Annotated in this window: 19 protein-coding genes, 1 tRNA gene and 1 pseudogene; 9 read left to right on the top strand and 12 right to left on the bottom strand. The window is 66.0% G+C overall.

Annotated features, from left to right (window positions below):
- Window positions 1-3: 3 nt before the first annotated feature.
- The 3 genes from A5678_RS28365 to A5678_RS22730 all read left to right on the top strand — a co-directional run bounded on the left by A5678_RS28365 (window position 4) and on the right by A5678_RS22730 (window position 2,144).
- The gene (locus tag A5678_RS28365; RefSeq protein WP_082945695.1) at window positions 4-147 is read left to right on the top strand and encodes a YegP family protein; all 144 of its coding nucleotides are present in this window, start codon (window positions 4-6) and stop codon (window positions 145-147) included.
- Window positions 144-1,484 (top strand): lipase family protein, encoded by a 1,341-nt coding sequence (locus tag A5678_RS22735; RefSeq protein ID WP_082945694.1) that lies wholly within the window; start codon window positions 144-146, stop codon window positions 1,482-1,484. The genes A5678_RS28365 and A5678_RS22735 overlap by 4 nt, the downstream gene beginning before the upstream one ends.
- 144 nt (window positions 1,485-1,628) lie before the next feature.
- Window positions 1,629-2,144: a hypothetical protein gene (locus A5678_RS22730; RefSeq protein WP_068047206.1), complete on the top strand. Its 516-nt coding sequence runs from the start codon at window positions 1,629-1,631 to the stop codon at window positions 2,142-2,144.
- Window positions 2,145-2,429: 285 nt separating this feature from the next.
- Here A5678_RS22730 and A5678_RS22725 read toward each other — a convergent pair.
- Both A5678_RS22725 and A5678_RS22720 read right to left on the bottom strand, forming a co-directional pair.
- Window positions 2,430-2,501 (bottom strand) — tRNA-Thr (locus tag A5678_RS22725).
- Window positions 2,502-2,529: 28 nt separating this feature from the next.
- Window positions 2,530-3,246 (bottom strand): hypothetical protein, encoded by a 717-nt coding sequence (locus A5678_RS22720; RefSeq protein WP_068047203.1) that lies wholly within the window; start codon window positions 3,244-3,246, stop codon window positions 2,530-2,532.
- A gap of 156 nt (window positions 3,247-3,402) precedes the next feature.
- On the opposite strand from A5678_RS22720, the gene phoP reads away from it, so the two are divergent.
- On the top strand, window positions 3,403-4,122 hold the full coding sequence (phoP, locus tag A5678_RS22715; RefSeq protein ID WP_068047199.1) for a two-component system response regulator PhoP: 720 nt from the start codon (window positions 3,403-3,405) through the stop codon (window positions 4,120-4,122).
- Between the two features lie 34 nt (window positions 4,123-4,156).
- Window positions 4,157-5,615 (top strand): annotated as a pseudogene (locus tag A5678_RS22710) (sensor histidine kinase).
- Here the strand turns inward: A5678_RS22710 and A5678_RS22705 are convergent.
- From A5678_RS22705 to A5678_RS22660, 10 genes are all read right to left on the bottom strand, one after another.
- Window positions 5,587-5,991: an HIT family protein gene (locus A5678_RS22705; protein ID WP_068047191.1), complete on the bottom strand. Its 405-nt coding sequence runs from the start codon at window positions 5,989-5,991 to the stop codon at window positions 5,587-5,589. The pseudogene A5678_RS22710 and the gene A5678_RS22705 overlap by 29 nt on opposite strands.
- A 37-nt stretch (window positions 5,992-6,028) precedes the next feature.
- Complete coding sequence (locus tag A5678_RS22700) at window positions 6,029-6,448, bottom strand: ketosteroid isomerase family protein (RefSeq protein ID WP_068047189.1); 420 nt, start codon at window positions 6,446-6,448, stop codon at window positions 6,029-6,031.
- A 14-nt stretch (window positions 6,449-6,462) separates the two neighbouring features.
- A complete protein-coding gene (locus A5678_RS22695) occupies window positions 6,463-8,520 on the bottom strand; it encodes an FAD-dependent oxidoreductase (RefSeq protein ID WP_068047186.1) in 2,058 nt (685 codons plus the stop codon).
- A gap of 27 nt (window positions 8,521-8,547) precedes the next feature.
- Entirely contained in the window at window positions 8,548-9,675 is a 1,128-nt protein-coding gene (locus tag A5678_RS22690) for an NDMA-dependent alcohol dehydrogenase (RefSeq protein ID WP_068047183.1), read from the bottom strand.
- Between the two features lie 142 nt (window positions 9,676-9,817).
- Window positions 9,818-10,357 (bottom strand): hypothetical protein, encoded by a 540-nt coding sequence (locus tag A5678_RS22685; protein WP_068047179.1) that lies wholly within the window; start codon window positions 10,355-10,357, stop codon window positions 9,818-9,820.
- A complete protein-coding gene (locus A5678_RS22680) occupies window positions 10,357-10,566 on the bottom strand; it encodes a ferredoxin (RefSeq protein ID WP_156747043.1) in 210 nt (69 codons plus the stop codon). Before A5678_RS22680 ends, A5678_RS22685 begins: the two co-directional genes overlap by 1 nt.
- A 6-nt stretch (window positions 10,567-10,572) precedes the next feature.
- Entirely contained in the window at window positions 10,573-11,928 is a 1,356-nt protein-coding gene (locus A5678_RS22675) for a cytochrome P450 (protein WP_068047173.1), read from the bottom strand.
- Window positions 11,925-12,749, bottom strand: a complete 825-nt coding sequence (locus A5678_RS22670; protein ID WP_068047171.1) for an SDR family oxidoreductase — start codon at window positions 12,747-12,749, stop codon at window positions 11,925-11,927. The genes A5678_RS22675 and A5678_RS22670 overlap by 4 nt, the downstream gene beginning before the upstream one ends.
- The gene (locus A5678_RS22665) at window positions 12,750-13,967 is read right to left on the bottom strand and encodes a cytochrome P450 (protein ID WP_068047169.1); all 1,218 of its coding nucleotides are present in this window, start codon (window positions 13,965-13,967) and stop codon (window positions 12,750-12,752) included.
- Entirely contained in the window at window positions 13,964-14,602 is a 639-nt protein-coding gene (locus tag A5678_RS22660; RefSeq protein WP_068047166.1) for a TetR family transcriptional regulator, read from the bottom strand. The genes A5678_RS22665 and A5678_RS22660 overlap by 4 nt, the downstream gene beginning before the upstream one ends.
- 220 nt (window positions 14,603-14,822) lie before the next feature.
- On the opposite strand from A5678_RS22660, the gene A5678_RS22655 reads away from it, so the two are divergent.
- Genes A5678_RS22655 through A5678_RS22640 form a run of 4 tightly spaced genes read left to right on the top strand, consistent with a single transcriptional unit; the run spans window position 14,823 to window position 18,344 of the window.
- Window positions 14,823-16,292: an aldehyde dehydrogenase gene (locus A5678_RS22655; RefSeq protein ID WP_068047163.1), complete on the top strand. Its 1,470-nt coding sequence runs from the start codon at window positions 14,823-14,825 to the stop codon at window positions 16,290-16,292.
- 14 nt (window positions 16,293-16,306) lie between these two features.
- Window positions 16,307-17,056 (top strand): SDR family oxidoreductase, encoded by a 750-nt coding sequence (locus A5678_RS22650; protein ID WP_068047159.1) that lies wholly within the window; start codon window positions 16,307-16,309, stop codon window positions 17,054-17,056.
- Window positions 17,053-17,910: an NAD(P)-dependent oxidoreductase gene (locus tag A5678_RS22645; RefSeq protein ID WP_068047150.1), complete on the top strand. Its 858-nt coding sequence runs from the start codon at window positions 17,053-17,055 to the stop codon at window positions 17,908-17,910. The genes A5678_RS22650 and A5678_RS22645 overlap by 4 nt, the downstream gene beginning before the upstream one ends.
- Window positions 17,910-18,344, top strand: a complete 435-nt coding sequence (locus A5678_RS22640) for a carboxymuconolactone decarboxylase family protein (protein WP_068047149.1) — start codon at window positions 17,910-17,912, stop codon at window positions 18,342-18,344. The genes A5678_RS22645 and A5678_RS22640 overlap by 1 nt, the downstream gene beginning before the upstream one ends.
- The last annotated feature ends 39 nt before the right edge of the window (window positions 18,345-18,383 follow it).

The raw sequence follows: 18,383 nt of genomic DNA, 5'->3' as shown, positions 1-18,383 counted from the left end.
GCAATGCCAAATCGTTTGGCCCATAACCTGATTAAGCCGAGAGCAGGTATTAACGGACAGATCATTGCCAGCAGCGAGGGTTGCAAGACGAAGGCTGCGCTGGTCAACGGCATCAAATCGGTGCAGAAGGGGAGATGTTCAACATGAACAGCAATATCACCGCGAACCAAGCGATGCCCGCCGCCCCGCATGAGGATGTGCGTCCGGGTGAATGTCCGCTGCCGCCGGACTGCGATCCGTTCTATCAGCCGCCGCCGGGCTATCAGCAGGTTCAGCCGGGAACCGTAGTGCGCTCACGCGACGTGGAGCTGGGCTTCCTCGGTGTGATCCCGCAGGGGTTTACGGCCACCCAGCTGCTGTACCGCAGCACCAATTTGCACGGCAAACCCGAGGCGGCGGTTACCACCGTGCTGGTCCCTGAGCAGCGCGACCCCGAAGTGGTGTGCCCGGTGCTGTCCTATCAGTGCGCGATCGACGCGGTGGCCTCGCGCTGCTTCCCCTCATATGCGCTGCGCCACCGTGCCAGGCCCATTGGCGCGTTCGTGCAATCGGAGTTTCTGCTCATCGCCGCGGCACTGGCCGAAGGCTGGGCGGTATCGGTGCCCGACCACGAAGGCCCTCACGGCATGTGGGGAGCGCCCCGGGAACCGGGATACCGGATCCTCGACGGAGTGCGCGCCGCACTGCGCTGCGAGCGCCTTGCGCTCTCGCCGTCGGCTCCGGTCGGTCTGTGGGGCTATTCCGGCGGTGGTCTGGCCTCCGCGTGGGCCGCCGAACTCTGCGCCGGCTACGCCCCCGAACTTAATGTGGCCGGGGCGGTTTTGGGTTCACCTGTGGCCGACCCCGGCAGCGTCGCGCGCCGGCTCAACCACTCCTTCTTTGCCGGACTCGCGGCGTTGATGATCGCGGCATTGACCGACGTCTTCCCCGGAGCCCGTCGAATCGTCGACCAACACGCCACTGACGAAGGCAAAGCGTTGCTCGACACGTTACGGACAATGACCACCGCCGGTGCAGTCTGGCGACTGCGCAAGACCGACATCGGTTCCTACGTCGACATGACTGCCGACCAGCTATGGGATCTGCCCGAGGTTCGCCAGATCTTTGACGAAACCAGGCTCGGAAAGTCAGCGCCCCAGCCGCCCGTGCTGGTGGTGCAGGCGGTGCACGACAGGATCATCAGTGTCGACGACATTGACGATCTCGTCCACACCTATCTGCGAGACGGTGCGGCGGTCACCTATCACCGAGACCGGTTCTGCGGCCATCTGCTGCTGCACCCGCTGTCGGCGCCCATGACGCTGCGATGGCTGCGCGACCGGTTCACCAGCAGGCCCCTCAGCGAGCACCATGTCCGCACCGTCTGGCCGACATTGTTCAACCCGCAGACCTACCTCGGCATGACCAAACTCGCCTTCATCACCACGAAAGTGATCCTCGGCCGGCCCGTCGAACGGCGCCCACTATCGAAAAGCGCCACATAAAGATGGCACTGCCCGGGCGGCAAAACATCACCGCTTACGCGCAGATTGCCGCCTTTCTATGACCCCTCACACGCGCAGCTCTACGAGCTGACCCGGTGCGGCGTTCGGCCGGTCTAGCCCGACGGGCCGTTACGGTGGATCGCGATGCAGGTCTTGACCGCTCCCGCCGGTTTGGGTCACTCGGACTGCGAGCGCGTCGTAGTCGGCGCGCTGGCGCAGCCCGTCCTGGCCATCACCAGCTTGGCCTACGTCGCCGCCGGACTTGCCGTACTGTCCTGGGCGGTGCGGGTCAGGGCACCGCTGGCTGGGGCTGCTGGAGTTGCGCTGGTGGCGGTCGGGGCCGGTAGTTTCGCCTACCACGGGCCTCAGCCGTCATGGGCCAAGCTCGCCCACGACTGCCCCATCGTCGCCACGGGCGCGGTGTACGCCGTCGGCTTGGCCAGGAGTCCGCGCTGGCAGCGGTGGAAAGCGTGGACGACACCGGCGGGGGTCTTCGCGTTGGGGCTGGCAGCCTACGCCGCGGGACGCTCCGGGTCGCCGCTGTGCCGCCCCGAAAGCCTGTGGCAGTACCACGGCGCCTGGCACGTCCTATCTGCCGCTGCCGCCGGATGGGCCGCCCGGGCCATGGCGCCGGGCTCGCCCGCGAACCGGTGGCAGTGAGTTGTGGTCCATATCGAGAGGAAAGCGACTTGTAATACGCCGCAGCCGTCCTCGCACCCAGCGAAGGTTTCAACCGCAACGTCCGTGGGCCCCAGTCGCGTCCCCCTGGGCACCCTCAACCAAGGTCGCGCGCCTCCGAACATGGGCGAACGGCAAGCGCGCTATCCGGCACGGTGCCCTTCGGAGAAGGCCGGGCTGCTGTTGGTCCGCTTCGTGGACCGGTAGCCGCACGTGGTGAACGCGAACTGCACGGCGTCGGCGCTGCAACGGGTGAAGAACAGTCGGAGCCCCCTGTCAGGATTGAACTGACGACCGCTCGCTTACAAGGCGAGTGCTCTACCACTGAGCTAAGGAGGCGGGATCAAACCGGTCCAAGCCTAATCGGTCACTCGCCGCTGTCGATGATGCGCGTGGAGCGCACCGCCCGGGACGACGGACGCCGCCGGCCCGGTAGCGGGATGCGGTCGGCGATGTTGCTCAGCGGGTTGACCACCATGGTGAGTGCCACGACCGCGTCTTGCAGCGTGGCGATCGCCGGCTCCAGCGCTTCCATTCCGGGCGTGAGCCGCGCAAGGGTGTCGGCGACGTCGGCGAGCTGGTCCAGGGGCCCGTTCTTCGCCGTCAGCTTGTCGACCAGGCCACCCTCGCTGAGCAGCCGGTCGGCCAGCCCGTCCTCGGCCAGCAGCCGCTCGATCAATCCATCCTCGGAGACGAGCTGATCGGCCAGGCCGCCGGGCTGCAGCGTGCGGTGCAGACCGCCACCCTCCGCGGTAAGGCGGTCCAGCAGACCGCCGTCCGACGTCAGCATGTCGACCACGCCGCCCGGGCGCAGCAGCCGGTCGATCGGCCCGTCCGGTGCCACGGCCCGTCCCAATGGCGCGTCGTCGTCCAGCAGCCGGGCGAGCCGGTTGGCGCGAACGATCGCGTCGTCGATTCCCAGCATGGAGGTCATGGCGTTCGTTCCGCCGGTCCCGCCCTCGCCCAACGCCCGTTTCGCCACACCCACCGCCGCGGTTGCGACGGTCAGGCCGGCGTCCGCGGCGGCAAGCCCGACACGTGCCGGGGCGGTTGCGGCCAAGACGATCCGTGCGGCGAGGTTCATCCCACGAGTTTATTCGCGACGCGACCACGTCAACCCGCGCACGTGCGCGCCGTTGCGATGATTCCTGGCAGACTACTATCAGAGTGTTGGCATTGAGCTTTCAGCAACCACACAATCTTCACATAGGAAACGTCCAACAAGAGGCAGAAGAACCTGATGACCGCGGCAACCCCAACTGAAACGAAACCGGAGGCTCGTGTCCTCGTGGTCGATGACGAGGCCAACATAGTCGAGCTGCTCTCGGTGAGCCTCAAGTTCCAGGGGTTCGAGGTCTACACCGCGACCAACGGGGCCCAAGCCCTGGATCGGGCCCGCGAGGCCCGGCCGGACGCGGTGATCCTGGACGTGATGATGCCAGGCATGGACGGGTTCGGGGTGCTGCGGCGACTGCGGGCCGACGGCATCGACGCTCCGGCGTTGTTCCTGACGGCCCGGGATTCGCTGCAGGACAAGATTGCCGGCCTGACCCTGGGCGGCGACGACTACGTGACCAAGCCGTTCAGCCTGGAGGAAGTCGTCGCCCGTCTGCGGGTCATCCTCCGGCGCGCCGGCAAGGGCGGAGCGGAGCCCCGCAGCGCCCGACTGACCTTCGCCGACATCGAACTCGACGAGGAGACCCACGAGGTGTGGAAGGCCGGCGAACCGGTCTCCCTGTCGCCCACCGAGTTCACGCTGCTGCGTTACTTTGTGATCAACGCGGGCACGGTCTTGAGTAAGCCCAAGATCCTCGACCACGTGTGGCGATATGACTTCGGAGGTGACGTCAATGTCGTCGAGTCCTACGTGTCGTACCTGCGTCGCAAGATCGACACCGGGGAGAAGCGGCTGCTGCACACCCTGCGCGGGGTGGGTTATGTGTTGCGGGAACCGCGCTGAGCCCGCGTTCGGTCACCGGCGTTAGCGAAGAATCATGGCCATACAGCATCGACGCGGATTGCCGCTCCGAGTAGGACTCGTCGCCGCCACCCTGGTGCTGGTGGCATGTGGGCTGGCCGTCTCGGGTATCGCGGTCACCTCAATCTTGCGGCACAGCCTGATCACGCGGATCGACCAGACGCTGCTCGACGCGTCGCGCGGCTGGGCGCAGAACCCGCGGCGACAGTCGCCGCCGCCCTACGAGGGCCCCGACCCCGGCCGGCCGCCGTCGAAGTTCTACGTGCGGGGCGTCAGCATCGACGGCACCCCGTTCACCGCCATCAACGACCGCAACTCTGAACCGGCGTTGCCGCCCAGCAACGACGTGGGCCCCAATCCGACGACCCTGCCGTCGGTTAACGGGTCCGACATTCTGTGGCGCGCGGTGTCGGTGCGCGGCCCGCACGGCCTGACGACCGTGGCGATCGACCTGTCCGATGTCCAACACACCGTCAGCTCCCTGGTCTGGTTGCAGATCGGCATCGGGGTGGCGGTGCTGGTCGTGGTCGGCATCGCCGGCTTCGCGGTCGTGCAGCGCAGTCTGCGGCCGCTGTCCGAGGTCGAACAGACCGCCGCGGCCATCGCCGCCGGGCAGCTGGATCGTCGTGTCCCGGAACGTGATCCGCGCACCGAGGTCGGCCGGCTGTCCCTCGCCCTCAACGGAATGCTTGCGCAGATCCAGGAAGCGCTTGCCTCGTCGGAGTCGTCGGCCGAGAAGGCCCGCGGTTCCGAGGAGCGGATGCGGCGGTTCATCACCGACGCCAGCCATGAGCTGCGCACCCCGCTGACGACCATTCGGGGCTTCGCGGAGTTGTACCGGCAGGGCGCCGCTCGCGACGTCGCCATGCTGTTGTCGCGCATCGAAAGCGAAGCCAGCCGGATGGGTCTGCTGGTCGACGACCTGTTGCTGTTGGCCCGCCTGGATGTGCAACGACCGCTCGAACACAACCGGGTCGACCTGCTGGCGCTGGCCAGCGACGCCGTGCACGACGCGCAGGCGATGGACCCCAAACGCACCATCGCCATGGAAGTGCTGGACGGCCCAGGCACCCCGGAGGTCCTCGGAGACGAACCGCGGATCCGACAGGTGCTGAGCAACCTGGTCGCCAATGCCTTGCAGCACTCCCCGGAGAGTGCCGACGTCACAGTCCGGGTCGGCACCGAGGGGGAGGACGCCGTGCTCGAAGTGGCCGACAAGGGTCCCGGCATGACCGAGCAGGACGCGTCGCGCGTGTTCGAACGCTTCTACCGCACCGACTCGTCGCGGGCGCGCGCCAGCGGCGGCACCGGATTGGGGCTATCGATCGTCGACTCGTTGGTGCGCGCGCACGGCGGCGCGGTGAAGGTGACGACCGCCCCCGGGGAGGGCTGTTGTTTCCGCGTCACGTTGCCGCGCGTCAGCGAGGTGCCGGCGCAGGAGCCGGTTCACGCCAATTGAGCCAGGGCCGCCTTGATTTTGGCCTGAGCCTCATCCAGAGAGTCCGGCGACGGGTTGCGGTCGACGTTGGCGAAACCGAAGTCGCTCAGGCGGCGGGTGGGGAACACATGGACGTGCAGATGGGGCACCTCCAGCCCGGCGATGATCACTCCCGCCCGCTCGGTTTTGAAGGCCTTGCACACGGCCTTGCCGATGAGCTGACTCACGTCCATGATCCGGGCGAACGCCGCGCCATCGACGTCCTGCCACTGATCGATTTCGGCCCGCGGCACCACGAGCGTGTGCCCTTGAGTCATGGGCTCGATCGTCAAGAACGCGACGACGTCGTCGTCCTCGTAGACGAAGCGGCCCGGAAGTTCACGGTTGATGATCTTGGTGAAGATCGACGCCATGGCCCCAGCATAGGGGCGCCGGCTGGGAAAGCCCGCGTCAGTCCTCCTGGCCGAACTCCATGACGTCGAGGTTCCAGTACCCGCGCATGTTGGTGATCAGCCCCGCTTCGTTGACCTTATAGGTGAACACCCCGCGCACCTTGCTGGTTATGCCGCCCTCAAACTTGCTCTGCAGCACCAGAATATGAGCGATCTCGTCGGGTGAGCTCGACGGGAAAGTCTCTTCGCACGTGATGGTCAGCTGATTCTTGGCGATGTTGTTGTCGAAGAACTCGCCGACGGCCGCCTTGCCGCGCACGCCGGTGCCGTCGGGGTTGGTGACGGATTTGCCGATTGGGTCTTCGATGACGACATCGTCCGTCATCAGCGCCAGCCAGCCGTCCCGGTCTTTGCTTTGCGCGCAGCGCCATGACGACTGCGACGCGGTCAGTGCCGGGGATTGCGCGGTTTGGGTCATTGTTATCTCTCCTGTCAGTAGATTGCGCACGCGGCGCGCGCGCCTTCCTCGGTGGCTTTGCGGATCAGCCCGAGCCCGGTGCAGTCACCGGCGGCATGCACCTGAGCGCCGGGCAGAGCGGCGACCAGCGTGTCGAACATGGTGGTGTCGGGTTCGACCGTGCCGGCCAGCACGACGCTGTCGGCCTGGAGCCGCCGGGTGGTCCCGCCCGCGGGGGCGAACACCACCGCTTCGGTGGTGATCCGTTCCACGGTGGCGCGCACGTGCACGGTGACGCCCAGCCGATCGAGACGATCCATGTGTTCAGTCTTGCGTTTGTTGCCCACCTCCGGGGCTATGTTTTTGCCCGATTCGAGAATCGACACCAGCCGGCCCCGGCCCGCCAGGAATTCGGCCAGTTCCAGGGCGACCAGGTCACCGCCGATGATGGCGACTCGCCGCCCGACCGGCATCCAGGCGCGGCTGGCCAACCGGACCGCGGCAGGCCGCACCAGCCGCTGCCGCCAGCCGCCCAGCGCGGAAGCTCCTAGCCGCTGCCAGGCCGGTGCGCCGGATTCGGCTCGACCGTCTAGCAATTCGCGCAACTCGGGCCCGGTGTGCACGTGCGGCAGGTTGGATCCGGGGATCGCCGGCACGGTGACCCGGCCGCCGGTGGCCACAACCACCGCATCGGGGTCGGTATCGACGACGTCTTGAGCCGAAATCGATTGGCCTAGAAAGATGTCTGCGCTGCAGCGTTTGATCTCGTCACGCAGATAGCGCAGGAAAGGCTGGTTCTCCGGATGCAGCACGGACGCCCAGCGCAGCGCGCCGCCCAGCACGGCGCTGCGCTCGAAAAGCCTGACACGGTGGCCCCGTTCGGCGGCTACCCGGGCCGCCTCCAGCCCGGCGGGTCCGCCGCCGATCACCACCACGCGCTTGCTGCGCGCGGCGCGAGGCGCCGACATCTCGCGCTCCTTGCCGGTGCGTGGATTGACGGCGCAGTCGACAGAGAAGCGCTGTTCCATTGCGTCGATGCAGTTTTCACAGGAGATGCACTTGCGAATCCGGTGCGCCTGCCCGTCGCGAAGTTTGCGCGGCAACTCTGGATCGGCGAGCAGCGGACGGCCCATCGCGACGAAGTCGGCGCGCCCGTCGGCCAGGACCCGTTCGGCGCGGACGGGGTCGTGGATGCGGCCGACGGCGATCACCGGCACGTCGACCACCTGCTTGACCGCGGCCGCCGCCCCGACGTTGAGTTCGTCGCCGTCGTCGGCGCCATTGACCATCCCGGTCACCAGCCGGTCGATCACACCGCCGCTGACATGGAACGCGTTGACGCCCGCGGCCACGAATTCCGGTGCCAGCTGCGCGGTCTCGAAGATCGGCCGGCCGCCCGCAACCCGTTCGTAGCCGGAGATGCGCAGCGTGATCGGCAGGGTGTCACCGATCTCGGAACGGATCGCGGCCAGCGCATCGAGCACCGCCCGTGCCCGGCCACGCGCCGAATCACCGCGATAGTCGTCGGTGCGCCGATTGCGTTGTGGCGCAAGGAAGGAGCCCAGCAGCATGTAGCCGTGCGCGGCGTGCAGCTCGATGCCGTCGTACCCGGCCTCGACGGCGCGGCGCGCCGCGGCCTTGAACAAATCGAACACCCCGCACAGCTGTTGCTTGCTGATCTCGACCGACGGGCGTCCGGTGAGGTAGGAGGGAATCACCGACGGGCCCAATGACGTGACCCCGAAGATCTCGGGCCCCAGGCCGTCGGGACCGGCATGCACGATTTGGGGCTGAATCTTGGCGCCGTGCTCGTGCACCACCTCCACGAGCGCCCGATGCGCGCCGACCGACTCGTCGGTGGCCAGGTGCAACCCGCCGGGAGTCTCGGGGTGCTGGTTGTCGACCCCCGTGGCGCCCAACGTGATCAGGCCGACGCCGCCCTTGGCGCGGGCGGCGAAGTAGTCACGGGTGCGCTCGGACGGCAGCCCATCAGACGTGCCGTACATGGTCTCCATCGGAGACATGACCATGCGGTTGCGCACCGTCATGGCGCCGATCTGCCCCGGCGCCAGCAGATGCCCGAACCCCGTCACTCGGGACCCAGTCTGTTGGGGCGGCTGCTACCTGTCGGCGTCCGTGTACCGGATGACGCCACGAATGTTCTTGCCCTCCAGCATGTCCTGGTAGCCCTCGTTGATCTGCTCCAGGCGGTACTGGGTGGTGACCATGTCGTCCAGGTTCAGCTTGCCGGCCTTATACATCGACAGCAGCTGTGGGATGTCGTACTGCGGGTTGCCGCCGCCGAAGATGGTGCCCTGCAAGTTCTTCTGCATCAGCGTCAGCATCGCCAGGTTCAGGTTGACGTTGGTGTCCAGCAGGCTGCCGATGGCGGTCAGCACGCAGGTGCCGCCCTTCTGGGTGATGTTGAGGTAGTTGTCGACATCGGCGCCGTGCAGCTCACCGACGGTGACCACCACCTTGTGGGCCATCAGCCCGTAGGTGACCTCCATGATGCCCATCAGCGCCGCGTCGATGTCGGGATAGACATGGGTCGCACCGAATTTCAGCGCCTGGTCACGCTTCCACTCGACCGGGTCGATCGCGAAGATGTAGCGGGCGCCGGCGTTGACGGCGCCCTGCAGCGCTGCCATGCCGACCCCGCCGACGCCGACGATGGCGACGTCTTGACCCGGTCGGATGTCGGCGGTGCGGACCGCCGAGCCGTAGCCGGTGGTGACGCCGCAGCCGACCAGGGCGGCCACCTCGAACGGGACCGACGGGTCGATCTTCACCACCGAGGCGCGGTGCACCACCATGTACGGCGAGAAGGTGCCCAGCAGCGTCATGGGGAAGACGTTCTGCCCGCGGGCCTGGATGCGGAACGTGCCGTCGGAGACCGCCTGGCCGCCTAGCAGGCCGGCACCCAGGTCACAGAGGTTTCGCATGCCCGCCTGACACGTTGGGCATTGCCCGCAGGACGGGATGAAGGACAGCACCACGTGGTCGCCCGGGGCGAGGTCTTCCACGCCCGGACCGACCTCGGTGACAATGCCGGCACCCTCATGACCACCCAGCACCGGGAAGCCCGCCATCGGGATCCCGCCGGTGACGAGGTGATGATCGGAGTGGCACATGCCCGCCGCTTCCATCTGGATCTTGACCTCGTGCGCTTGCGGGTCGCCGATCTCGATTTCCTCGATGGACCAGGGCTGGTTGAACTCCCAGATCAGTGCGCCTTTTGTCTTCACGATGGTCCTGACCCCATTTCGCCTTTGAATCGATCAGAGCTGGCCGGCCCCTTCATGCCGGACAACTTGGTGACGGGCGCCACAGGCACCCTTGTCGCGTCAGCATAGCGCGTGCAACGAATCAAATGCTTGGTTGGTCCCGTCACCAGATGGGGACGGGCGCTTGGCCGAGCGGGTAGTAACCCGGCAGCTTCTCGCCGGCGATGCTGCGCTCGATCCGCTTCTGCATGCCGGAGCTGAGGTCACCGGATTCGATGAGCTTGCCGAACATGTACGCGACATGACCGAAGTCGAAGAAGTCGCGCTGCCACTCGATGAGGTTGTCGGCGTCGAGGCGGAACCAACTGCCGCCGATGCCGTAGATCTCGTCCTGGGTGCCGTCGGTTTTGTTGACGATCTGTTTCCAGAAGCCGACGATCTCGCCCTGCTTCTCGTCGATGAGCACCTTCTGGTACTCGTACACCCAGTTTTCCAGGCCCTCCATCTCCAGCCCGAGGGCGATGTCGCGGATCTCGTCGACGCCTACGCACATCACGTCTTCCTTGGGGCCGATGTTCCAGCCGTAGGTGGCGTCCCGGGTGTAGAAGTCTGCCAACGGCCGCCAGTCACCCGCCTTCTCGCAGTCCTTGTTGGCCTGCAGCCAGCGGTCGACCCATGCCTCGAGTTCCTCGCGTGACGCCATTATCCGTCTTCTTTCTCTTTGATGAACAGTGCTTGCGTGGGGCACATATCGACCGCGCGTTCGACCTCATCGCGGGCGTCTTCGGGCGGTTCGGGGTCGACAATCTCCACCTTGCCCCGCTTGGGTACCCGGAAGTAGTCCGGCGCCTCCAGTTCGCACATCGCGTGGCCCTGACACAAGTCGAGATCGACCCCGATCCGAAAACCCATGATGCATCAGGCTTTCCGCTTGCGGTAGCGGACCTTCGCCGGCCGGGCGAGCTGAACGACCATCTTGGAGTGGTCATTGTGATAGCTCTCCGGCGGCTGTGCCATTTCGAAGTCGTACTCGCGCAAGAGAACCGAGAAGATCGCCTTGATCTGCATCTGGGCGAAAGCGGCGCCGACGCACCGGTGCCGCCCCGCACCGAACGGAATCCAGGTCCACCGGTTGACGACGTCGGCCTGCTCGGGTTTGTTGTAGCGGTCGGGCTTGAAGGCATCCGGATCGGGGAAGTCCTCGGGGATCCGGTTGCTGATCGCCGGGGAAGCGGCGACGTAGTCGCCCTTGTGGATCGGAAAGCCCTCGACCTCGAACTCGCCCTGGGCCACCCGCATCAGGATGATCAGCGGCGGGTGCAGCCGCAGGGTCTCCTTGACCACGTTGTCCAGCTTCGGAATCGACCGCAGCGCATGGAAACTCACCTCTTGGCCGTCGGCATACAGCTCGTCGAGCTCGGCCAGTACCTCCGCGTACACATCGGAGTGGCGGATCAACTCGATCAATGTCCACGCCGAGGTCCCCGAGCTGGTGTGGTGCCCCGCGAACATCAGCGAGATAAACATCCCGGTGACCTCGTCCGCGGTGAACCGGGGATTGCCCTCTTCGTCCTTGATCGAGACCAGCACGTCGAGCATGTCTCGGCCGGCCTTGTCCTTCGGCGGATTGGCCAGCCGCTGGTCCATGATCTCCGCTACCAGCGCAACGAGTTTGACGCGCGCCTCATCGCGTCGTTTAAAACTCTCGATCGGCAGGTAGGGATCGACGTAGCACAGCGGGTCGGTGCCGCGTTCCAGCTCGTGGTAGTACTCCGCGAAGCGGTGGTCGAGTTGCTCACGGAATTTCAGCCCGATCAGGCAGGCGGTTGAAGTGTAAATGGTCAGCTCCGCGAAGAAGTCGAGTAGCTCGATCTCGCCCTCGTCGCCCCAGTTGGCGATCATCTTCTTGACTTCACCCTCAATGGTGGCGGCGTGGCCCTTCATCTGCTCGCCACGCAACGCCGAGTTGTGCAGCATCTCCTTGCGCCGCTCGGGGCTGGCGTCGAAAACGACGCCCTTCCCGAAGATCGGTGTCATGAACGGGTACGCCTCGGCCTGGTCAAGATCCTCGTCCGCGGAGCGGAAGAAAAATTCGTTGGCGTCCGCACCGGATAAAAGAATCACGTGCTTGTCGACCAGCTGGAACCATCCGACGTCGCCGCACTCCTCCCGGACTCGCTTCATCAGACCGATTGGGTCGGTGCGGAATTCCTCGAGATGACCGTGTTCTTCCTCGCCGCCGGAAACCCGCGGTACGATTGCGGTGCTTGTCATGACGGCATCCCCTCTTCGCCGAGTGCTAGCTGCTGTCGCTCTTTCTTGTCGGCCAACGGAGCTTCGGGCTGAAGCTCCATGTTCGCGATGAACCCACCGCGCGGTGTCTCGGCGACGAACGTGATGGCGCGCGCCAGGTCGGCCGCGCGCAGGAAGTAGTCGTGGCGAGCCTGGCCCCACTTGGCCCAGTCCTCTAGTGCGGGACCAATCTTCTCGGCCGGCAGGCTCCACCCCATCGACGTCTTCGTCGGGCCGGGGTGCACGATCGAGGCCCGCACGCCGGTGCCCTCGAGTTCCATTTGGAAGTTGGTGACCATCGCGACGAGCGCGGCCTTGGCGGCGCCGTAGGCGCCCATGTGCGGCCGCTGGCGCAGGGCAACGTCGGAGCCGACGAAGATCAAATCGCCACGCTGCCGTTCGAGCATGCCGGGCAGCACCGCGGCGGCCAGCCGGTTGGCGCCGACGAGGTGGATCTGCAGCTGCGACTCGAACTCGTCGGTGGTGATCTCGGCTAGCTTGCCGAAGTAGGTGTCGCCGGCGCCGGCCACCAGCACCTCGATGTCGCCGAGCGCGTCGACAGCCTGCGCGACAAAAGTTTTCACCGAGTTCGGGTCAGTGACGTCCAGGTGGAATCCGACCGCCTCGCCGCCCTCGGCGTTGATCTTGCCGACGATGTCGTTGAGCTTCTCGACCCGGCGGGCGCCGAGGGCGACCGGGAAGCCGTGCGCCGCGAGTTCGATGGCGGTGGCCTCTCCGATGCCGGAGGAGGCGCCGGCCACGATCGCCGGTCGGCGTCCGGGCAGGGGTTCGAAGCGGGGCATTCAGCGGACCTCCACGGTCATGGGTAGGTGAGCGAATCCGCGGACATTGCTGGAGTGGACGCGGACGGCGTTGGCCTCGTCCACCTCATATCCGCGGATTCGCTTGAACAACTCGGTGAGCGCGACCCGGGCTTCCATCCGCGCCAGATGCGCGCCGAGGCAGAAGTGTGCGCCGCTACCGAAACTCAGGAGCTTGGGCCCGATTTCGCGCCCGATCAGATAGTCGTCGGGGTTGTCGAATACCCGCTCGTCGCGATGACCCGAACCAGGCAACAGCAGCAAGACGTCGCCCTCGGGAATGGTGGTGTCGTAGAGGGTGAGTTCGCCGGAGACGGTGCGGGCCAAGATCTGGCTGGAGGTGTCGTAGCGCAGGGTTTCCTCGACCCACAGCGGCACCCGGGACAGGTCAGCGTAGACCGGCGTCAGCTGATCCGGATTCTTGTGACCCCAAAACGCGGCATTGGCAAGGAGTTTGGTGGTCGTCTCGTTACCGGCGATCACCATCAGGAACATGAAGCCGAGGACTTCCTCGTCGCTGAGCCGGTCGCCGTCGATCTCGGCCTCCAGCAGCGCCGACGTGAGATCGCCGGTCAGCTTCTTGCGCCGTTCGGCGACCATCCCCTGGTAGTACACGATCAGGTTGATGGACGCCTCGACCGCCTCCGGCGGTACGTCGGTGACGCCCTCGTCGCGGTGCATCACACCGTCGGCCCAGGCCCGAACCTGAACCCGGTCCGCCTCGGGGACGCCCATCAGCTCGGAGATGACGTCCATGGGCAGCTTGCCGGCGAACTCGTCGACATAGTCGACGGTGCCGTCGTTTGCCTTCGCCAGCATTGTGTCGAGGTGCTGCGTGGCGATCTCGGTGACGCGAGGCTCGAGTTCGCGAATCCTTCTGGGTGTGAACCCTTTTGACACCAGCGTCCGCAACCGGAGATGGGCGGGATCGTCCATCGCCAGAAACGACATGGTCTTGGACGCGTGCGGGCCGCGCGATGCCGGATCCAGCGAGACACCGTACTTGTTGGATAGCGTGGTGCTGTTGCGGAACCCGTGCAGCACATCTTGATGCCGCGACAAAGCCCAGAACTTCAACTCCTCGTTGCGATACAGCGGGGCTTCGTCGCGGAGGCGCTTGTAGTACGGATACGGATCTTCGTGGAAGTCGTAGTCGTATGGATCGAGGACCAGCTCGTGGTCGCCAGCGTGAACGGTCATTCGGTGCTCGTCTCCTGGCTCGTTTCTCCCGCGCCGGTGAGGATCAGCCGCACCACATAGGCCAGCCGGTCGGCGATCTCACGGTAGGTGAATTCACCGCTGCCGGCCTGAACGAGTGCTCCGAAGAACGACATCTCGAGCGCGGACACGGCGGTGGGGTCGGCGTTGGGGCCCATGGCGGACGTGATGCGGCGGTGAATCTCCGCGCCGATCCGGTCGCGCGCGGCGGTGACCGCGGGCTCGGCGCCGCCGCTGAGCAACGCCGTCGTGCATGCGGCGCTTACCTCGGGTTCGTCGGCGACCACCAGAGCCAGGTGGCGCAACGCCTGTTCCACCCGGTTGGGCATCGGGTCGTTGACGTCGGTGAAGTAGGGCACCTGCCGCACCAGGTCCAGGTACACCTCGGCGATCAGGTGGTTCTTCGACGAGAAGTAGGTGTAAGCCGTGGCCGGGGCGACCTTGGCGCGGGCTGCCACCGCGCGCACCGTCAGGTCCGCGTACGACTTCTCGCGCAGCGTCTCGATGCCCGCCGCGAGCACCTTGCGGAAGGTCTCCTCCTGGCGGCGGTTCCGCGCCGGCCGACCGGTTTGGTGCTCGGCCTGAGACGTGATCGAAACCAGTGCATCGCTGGACACGTGTCCAAGCTATCGGACCGATTCGGCCGGAAGCAAGCGCAATTATTAAACATGGCGTTTAATGTGCTGTTTGCCGTCGAGTGGCCGGCTTGAGCGAGAACGGCCCTTGCACCGCCGACAGCCTGGCGGCTATGGTTCCATCGAATAATATCGGACAACTGTCCACTGAAATTTCTGAGATTCGCGTGCTCGATTTGGTCCGCACAGACGGGAGCGGGAGATGGCCTTGCTGGCCGACGGCGTGAGTGCACTCTTCATTGACGGCAAGATGTCGCCCGGTAGCGCAGGCACCTTCCCGACGATCAACCCGGCGACCGAGGAAGTGCTCGGGGTCGCCGCCGACGCCGACGCCGCCGACATGGGCCGCGCCATCAACGCCGCGCGGCGCGCGTTCGACGAGACGGACTGGTCGCGCAACACCGAGTTGCGGGTGCGGTGCGTGCGTCAGCTGCGCGAGGCGATGCAGCAGAACCTCGAAGAGCTGCGTGACCTGACCATCGCCGAAGTCGGCGCGCCGCGGATGCTCACCAGCATTGCCCAGCTCGAAGTCCCGGTCAACGACCTGGCCTTCGCGGCCGACACCGCCGAATCCTACGAATACAACCAGGATCTCGGCCTCGCGTCACCGATGGGAATCCCCACCCGGCGCACCATCGCCCGCGAGGCCGTCGGTGTCGTGGGGGCGATCACGCCGTGGAACTTCCCGCACCAGATCAACCTCGCCAAGATCGGGCCCGCGCTGGCCGCCGGAAACACCGTCGTCCTGAAGCCCGCCCCCGACACCCCCTGGTGTGCCGCCGTGCTGGGCGAACTCATTGCCGAGCGCACCGACTTCCCTCCCGGTGTCGTCAACATCGTCACCTCCAGCGACCACAGCGTGGGTGCCCTGTTGGCCAAAGACCCACGGGTGGACATGGTTTCGTTCACCGGGTCGACCGCCACCGGTCGCAGCGTGATGGCCGACGGCGCCGCCACCATCAAGAAGGTCTTTCTCGAGCTGGGTGGGAAGTCGGCGTTCATCGTCCTCGACGACGCCGACTTGGGCGGCGCCGTGGGCGTGGCCGGCTTCTCGGTATGCATGCACGCCGGACAGGGATGCGCGATCACCACCCGGCTGGTGGTGCCCCGCGCGAAGTATGACGAGGCCGTCGCCATCGCGGCCGCAACGATGGGCGGCATCAAGGCGGGTGACCCCACCGACCCCGGAACCGTTTGCGGGCCGGTCATTTCTGCGCGCCAGCGGGACCGGATCCAGGGCTACCTCGACTCGGCCATCGCCGAAGGCGGGACGTTTGCCTGCGGTGGCGGGCGGCCGGCCGACCGTGACGTCGGTTTCTTCATCGAGCCCACGCTGATCGCGGGGCTGGGCAACGATGCGCGCTGCGCGCGCGAGGAGATCTTCGGCCCGGTCCTGACGGTGATTCCGCACGACGGCGACGACGACGCCGTCCGCATTGCGAACGACTCGCCATACGGGCTGTCCGGCACAGTGTTCGGCGCCGACCCGAATCGGGCGGCGAGGGTCGCCGCGCTTGTCCGCGCGGGCACCATCAATGTCAATGGCGGCGTGTGGTATTCGGCCGACGCGCCATTCGGCGGCTACAAGCAGTCCGGAAATGGCCGAGAGATGGGTTTGGCCGGTTTCGAGGAGTACCTGGAGATCAAGACCATTGCGACAGCGGTTAACTAGAGGAGCTTGAGAGCATGCGGTTTGAGAACAAGGTCGCCATCGTCACCGGATCCGGTGGTGGGATCGGTCAGGCGTATGCCGAGGCACTGGCCCGGGAGGGCGCCGCGGTTGTGGTGGCAGACATCAAGGCCGAGGCCGCCGACGCGGTGGCCAAACAGATCGTCGCCGACGGCGGCACCGCCATGGCCGTCCCGGTCGACGTGTCCGACCCGGCGTCGGCGAAGGCGATGGCCGACCGCGCGCTGGCCGAATTCGACGGCATCGACTACCTGGTCAACAACGCCGCGATCTTCGGCGGCATGAAGCTGGACTTCCTGCTCACTATCGACCCCGAGTACTACAAGAAGTTCATGAGCGTCAACCTCGACGGAGCCTTGTGGTGCACCCGCGCCGTCTATAAGAAGATGGCCAAGCGCGGCGGTGGGGCGATCGTCAACCAGTCGTCCACGGCGGCGTGGTTGTACTCGAACTACTACGGGCTGGCCAAGGTCGGGGTGAACGGCCTGACCCAGCAGCTCTCGCGCGAGCTTGGCGGCCAGAACATCCGAATCAACGCGATCGCGCCCGGGCCCATCGACACCGAGGCCAACCGGACCACCACGCCGCAGGAGATGGTCGCCGACATCGTCAAGGGGCTTCCCTTGTCGCGCATGGGGACTCCCGAGGACCTCGTAGGCATGTGCCTGTTCCTGCTCTCCGACGAGGCGTCCTGGATCACCGGGCAGATCTTCAACGTTGACGGCGGACAGATCATCCGATCATGACCACCTCGTTGAAACTGGGATACATCGGCCTGGGTAACATGGGCGCCCCGATGGCCAAGAAGATGTCCGAATGGCCAGGCGGTTTGACGGTTTACGACGTTCGAGCCGAAGCGATGGCGCCATTCGCTGACCGGGGCGCCCGCCTCGCCGATAGCGTGGCCGATGTCGCCGGCGCCGACATCATCAGCGTGACCGTCCTGAACGACGAGCAAGTGCGCGAAGTGGTGCACCAGCTGGCAACAACCGCCAAGCCCGGCACGATCATCGCGATTCACTCGACGATCAGCGACACCACCGCCGAAGAGTTGGCACGCGAGCTGGAAATGCAGGACGTTCATGTCATCGATGCGCCGGTTAGCGGTGGCGGTCGGGCCGCACGCTTCGGTCAACTGGCGACCATGGTGGGGGCGAGCGATGACGTATTCGCCCGTGTCAAGGAGCCGTTCGAGCATTGGGCGGAGTTGGTGGTGCATGCCGGGCCGCCTGGCGCGGGCACGCGGATGAAGTTGGCTCGCAACATGCTTACCTTCACTACCTACGCGGCGGTGGGAGAGGCGTGGAAGCTGGCTGAAGCCGCCGGCCTGAATCTGCAGGACCTCGGCAACGTCGTGCGTCACACGGACAAGCTGACCGGCGGAGCAGGGTCGATCATGTTCCGCGACGACACGAAAGACCTTGAGCCTGGCCACTTCCTCTACGACGGGTTTACCCATACTCGTGGTCTCGGCGAGAAGGACCTGAGCCTGGCGCTCGCTCTGGCCGAATCGGTCTCGGTCGATCTGCCGCTGGCTAAGCTGGCCCTCGAACGACTGGCGCCTGGCCTCGGGGTACCGCACACAGAGAAAGAGGCGTGATGGACGAACTTCGCCGCAAGGGCCTCGAGAAGATGAACGAGGTCTACGGCTGGGAAATGCCCAACATCGAGGGCGACGCGTACTTCGACCTGACCGTCGACCACTTGTTCGGCAGCATCTGGACGCGACCGGGATTGTCGATGCGCGACAAACGCATCATGACGTTGACGGCGGTGACCGCGGTCGGGAACCGCGACCTGGCCGAGATTCAGATCAACGCCGCGTTGCTCAACGGGGAGCTCACCGAGACGGAGCTGAAGGAGATGGCCGTCTTCCTCACCCACTATCTCGGCTTCCCGCTCGGTTCGGCGCTCAACGGTGCCGTCGACGCCGTCGTTGCGAAGCGGAAGAAGGCCGCGGCGAAGGGTGCCGGTGAGGACAAGAAGGCCAACGTGGACGCGGCGTTGAAGATGCACTCCGGGGACAAGGCCTGACCGGTTGTCAGTATGGCCGGCCTGCCTCGGACGGTTGGC

This window comes from Mycobacterium sp. E2733 (assembly GCF_001667585.1).
Taxonomy (GTDB): domain Bacteria; phylum Actinomycetota; class Actinomycetes; order Mycobacteriales; family Mycobacteriaceae; genus Mycobacterium.
The sequence above is the reverse complement of the archived record's forward strand: the minus strand, read 5'-3'. Positions and strand labels throughout refer to the sequence as shown.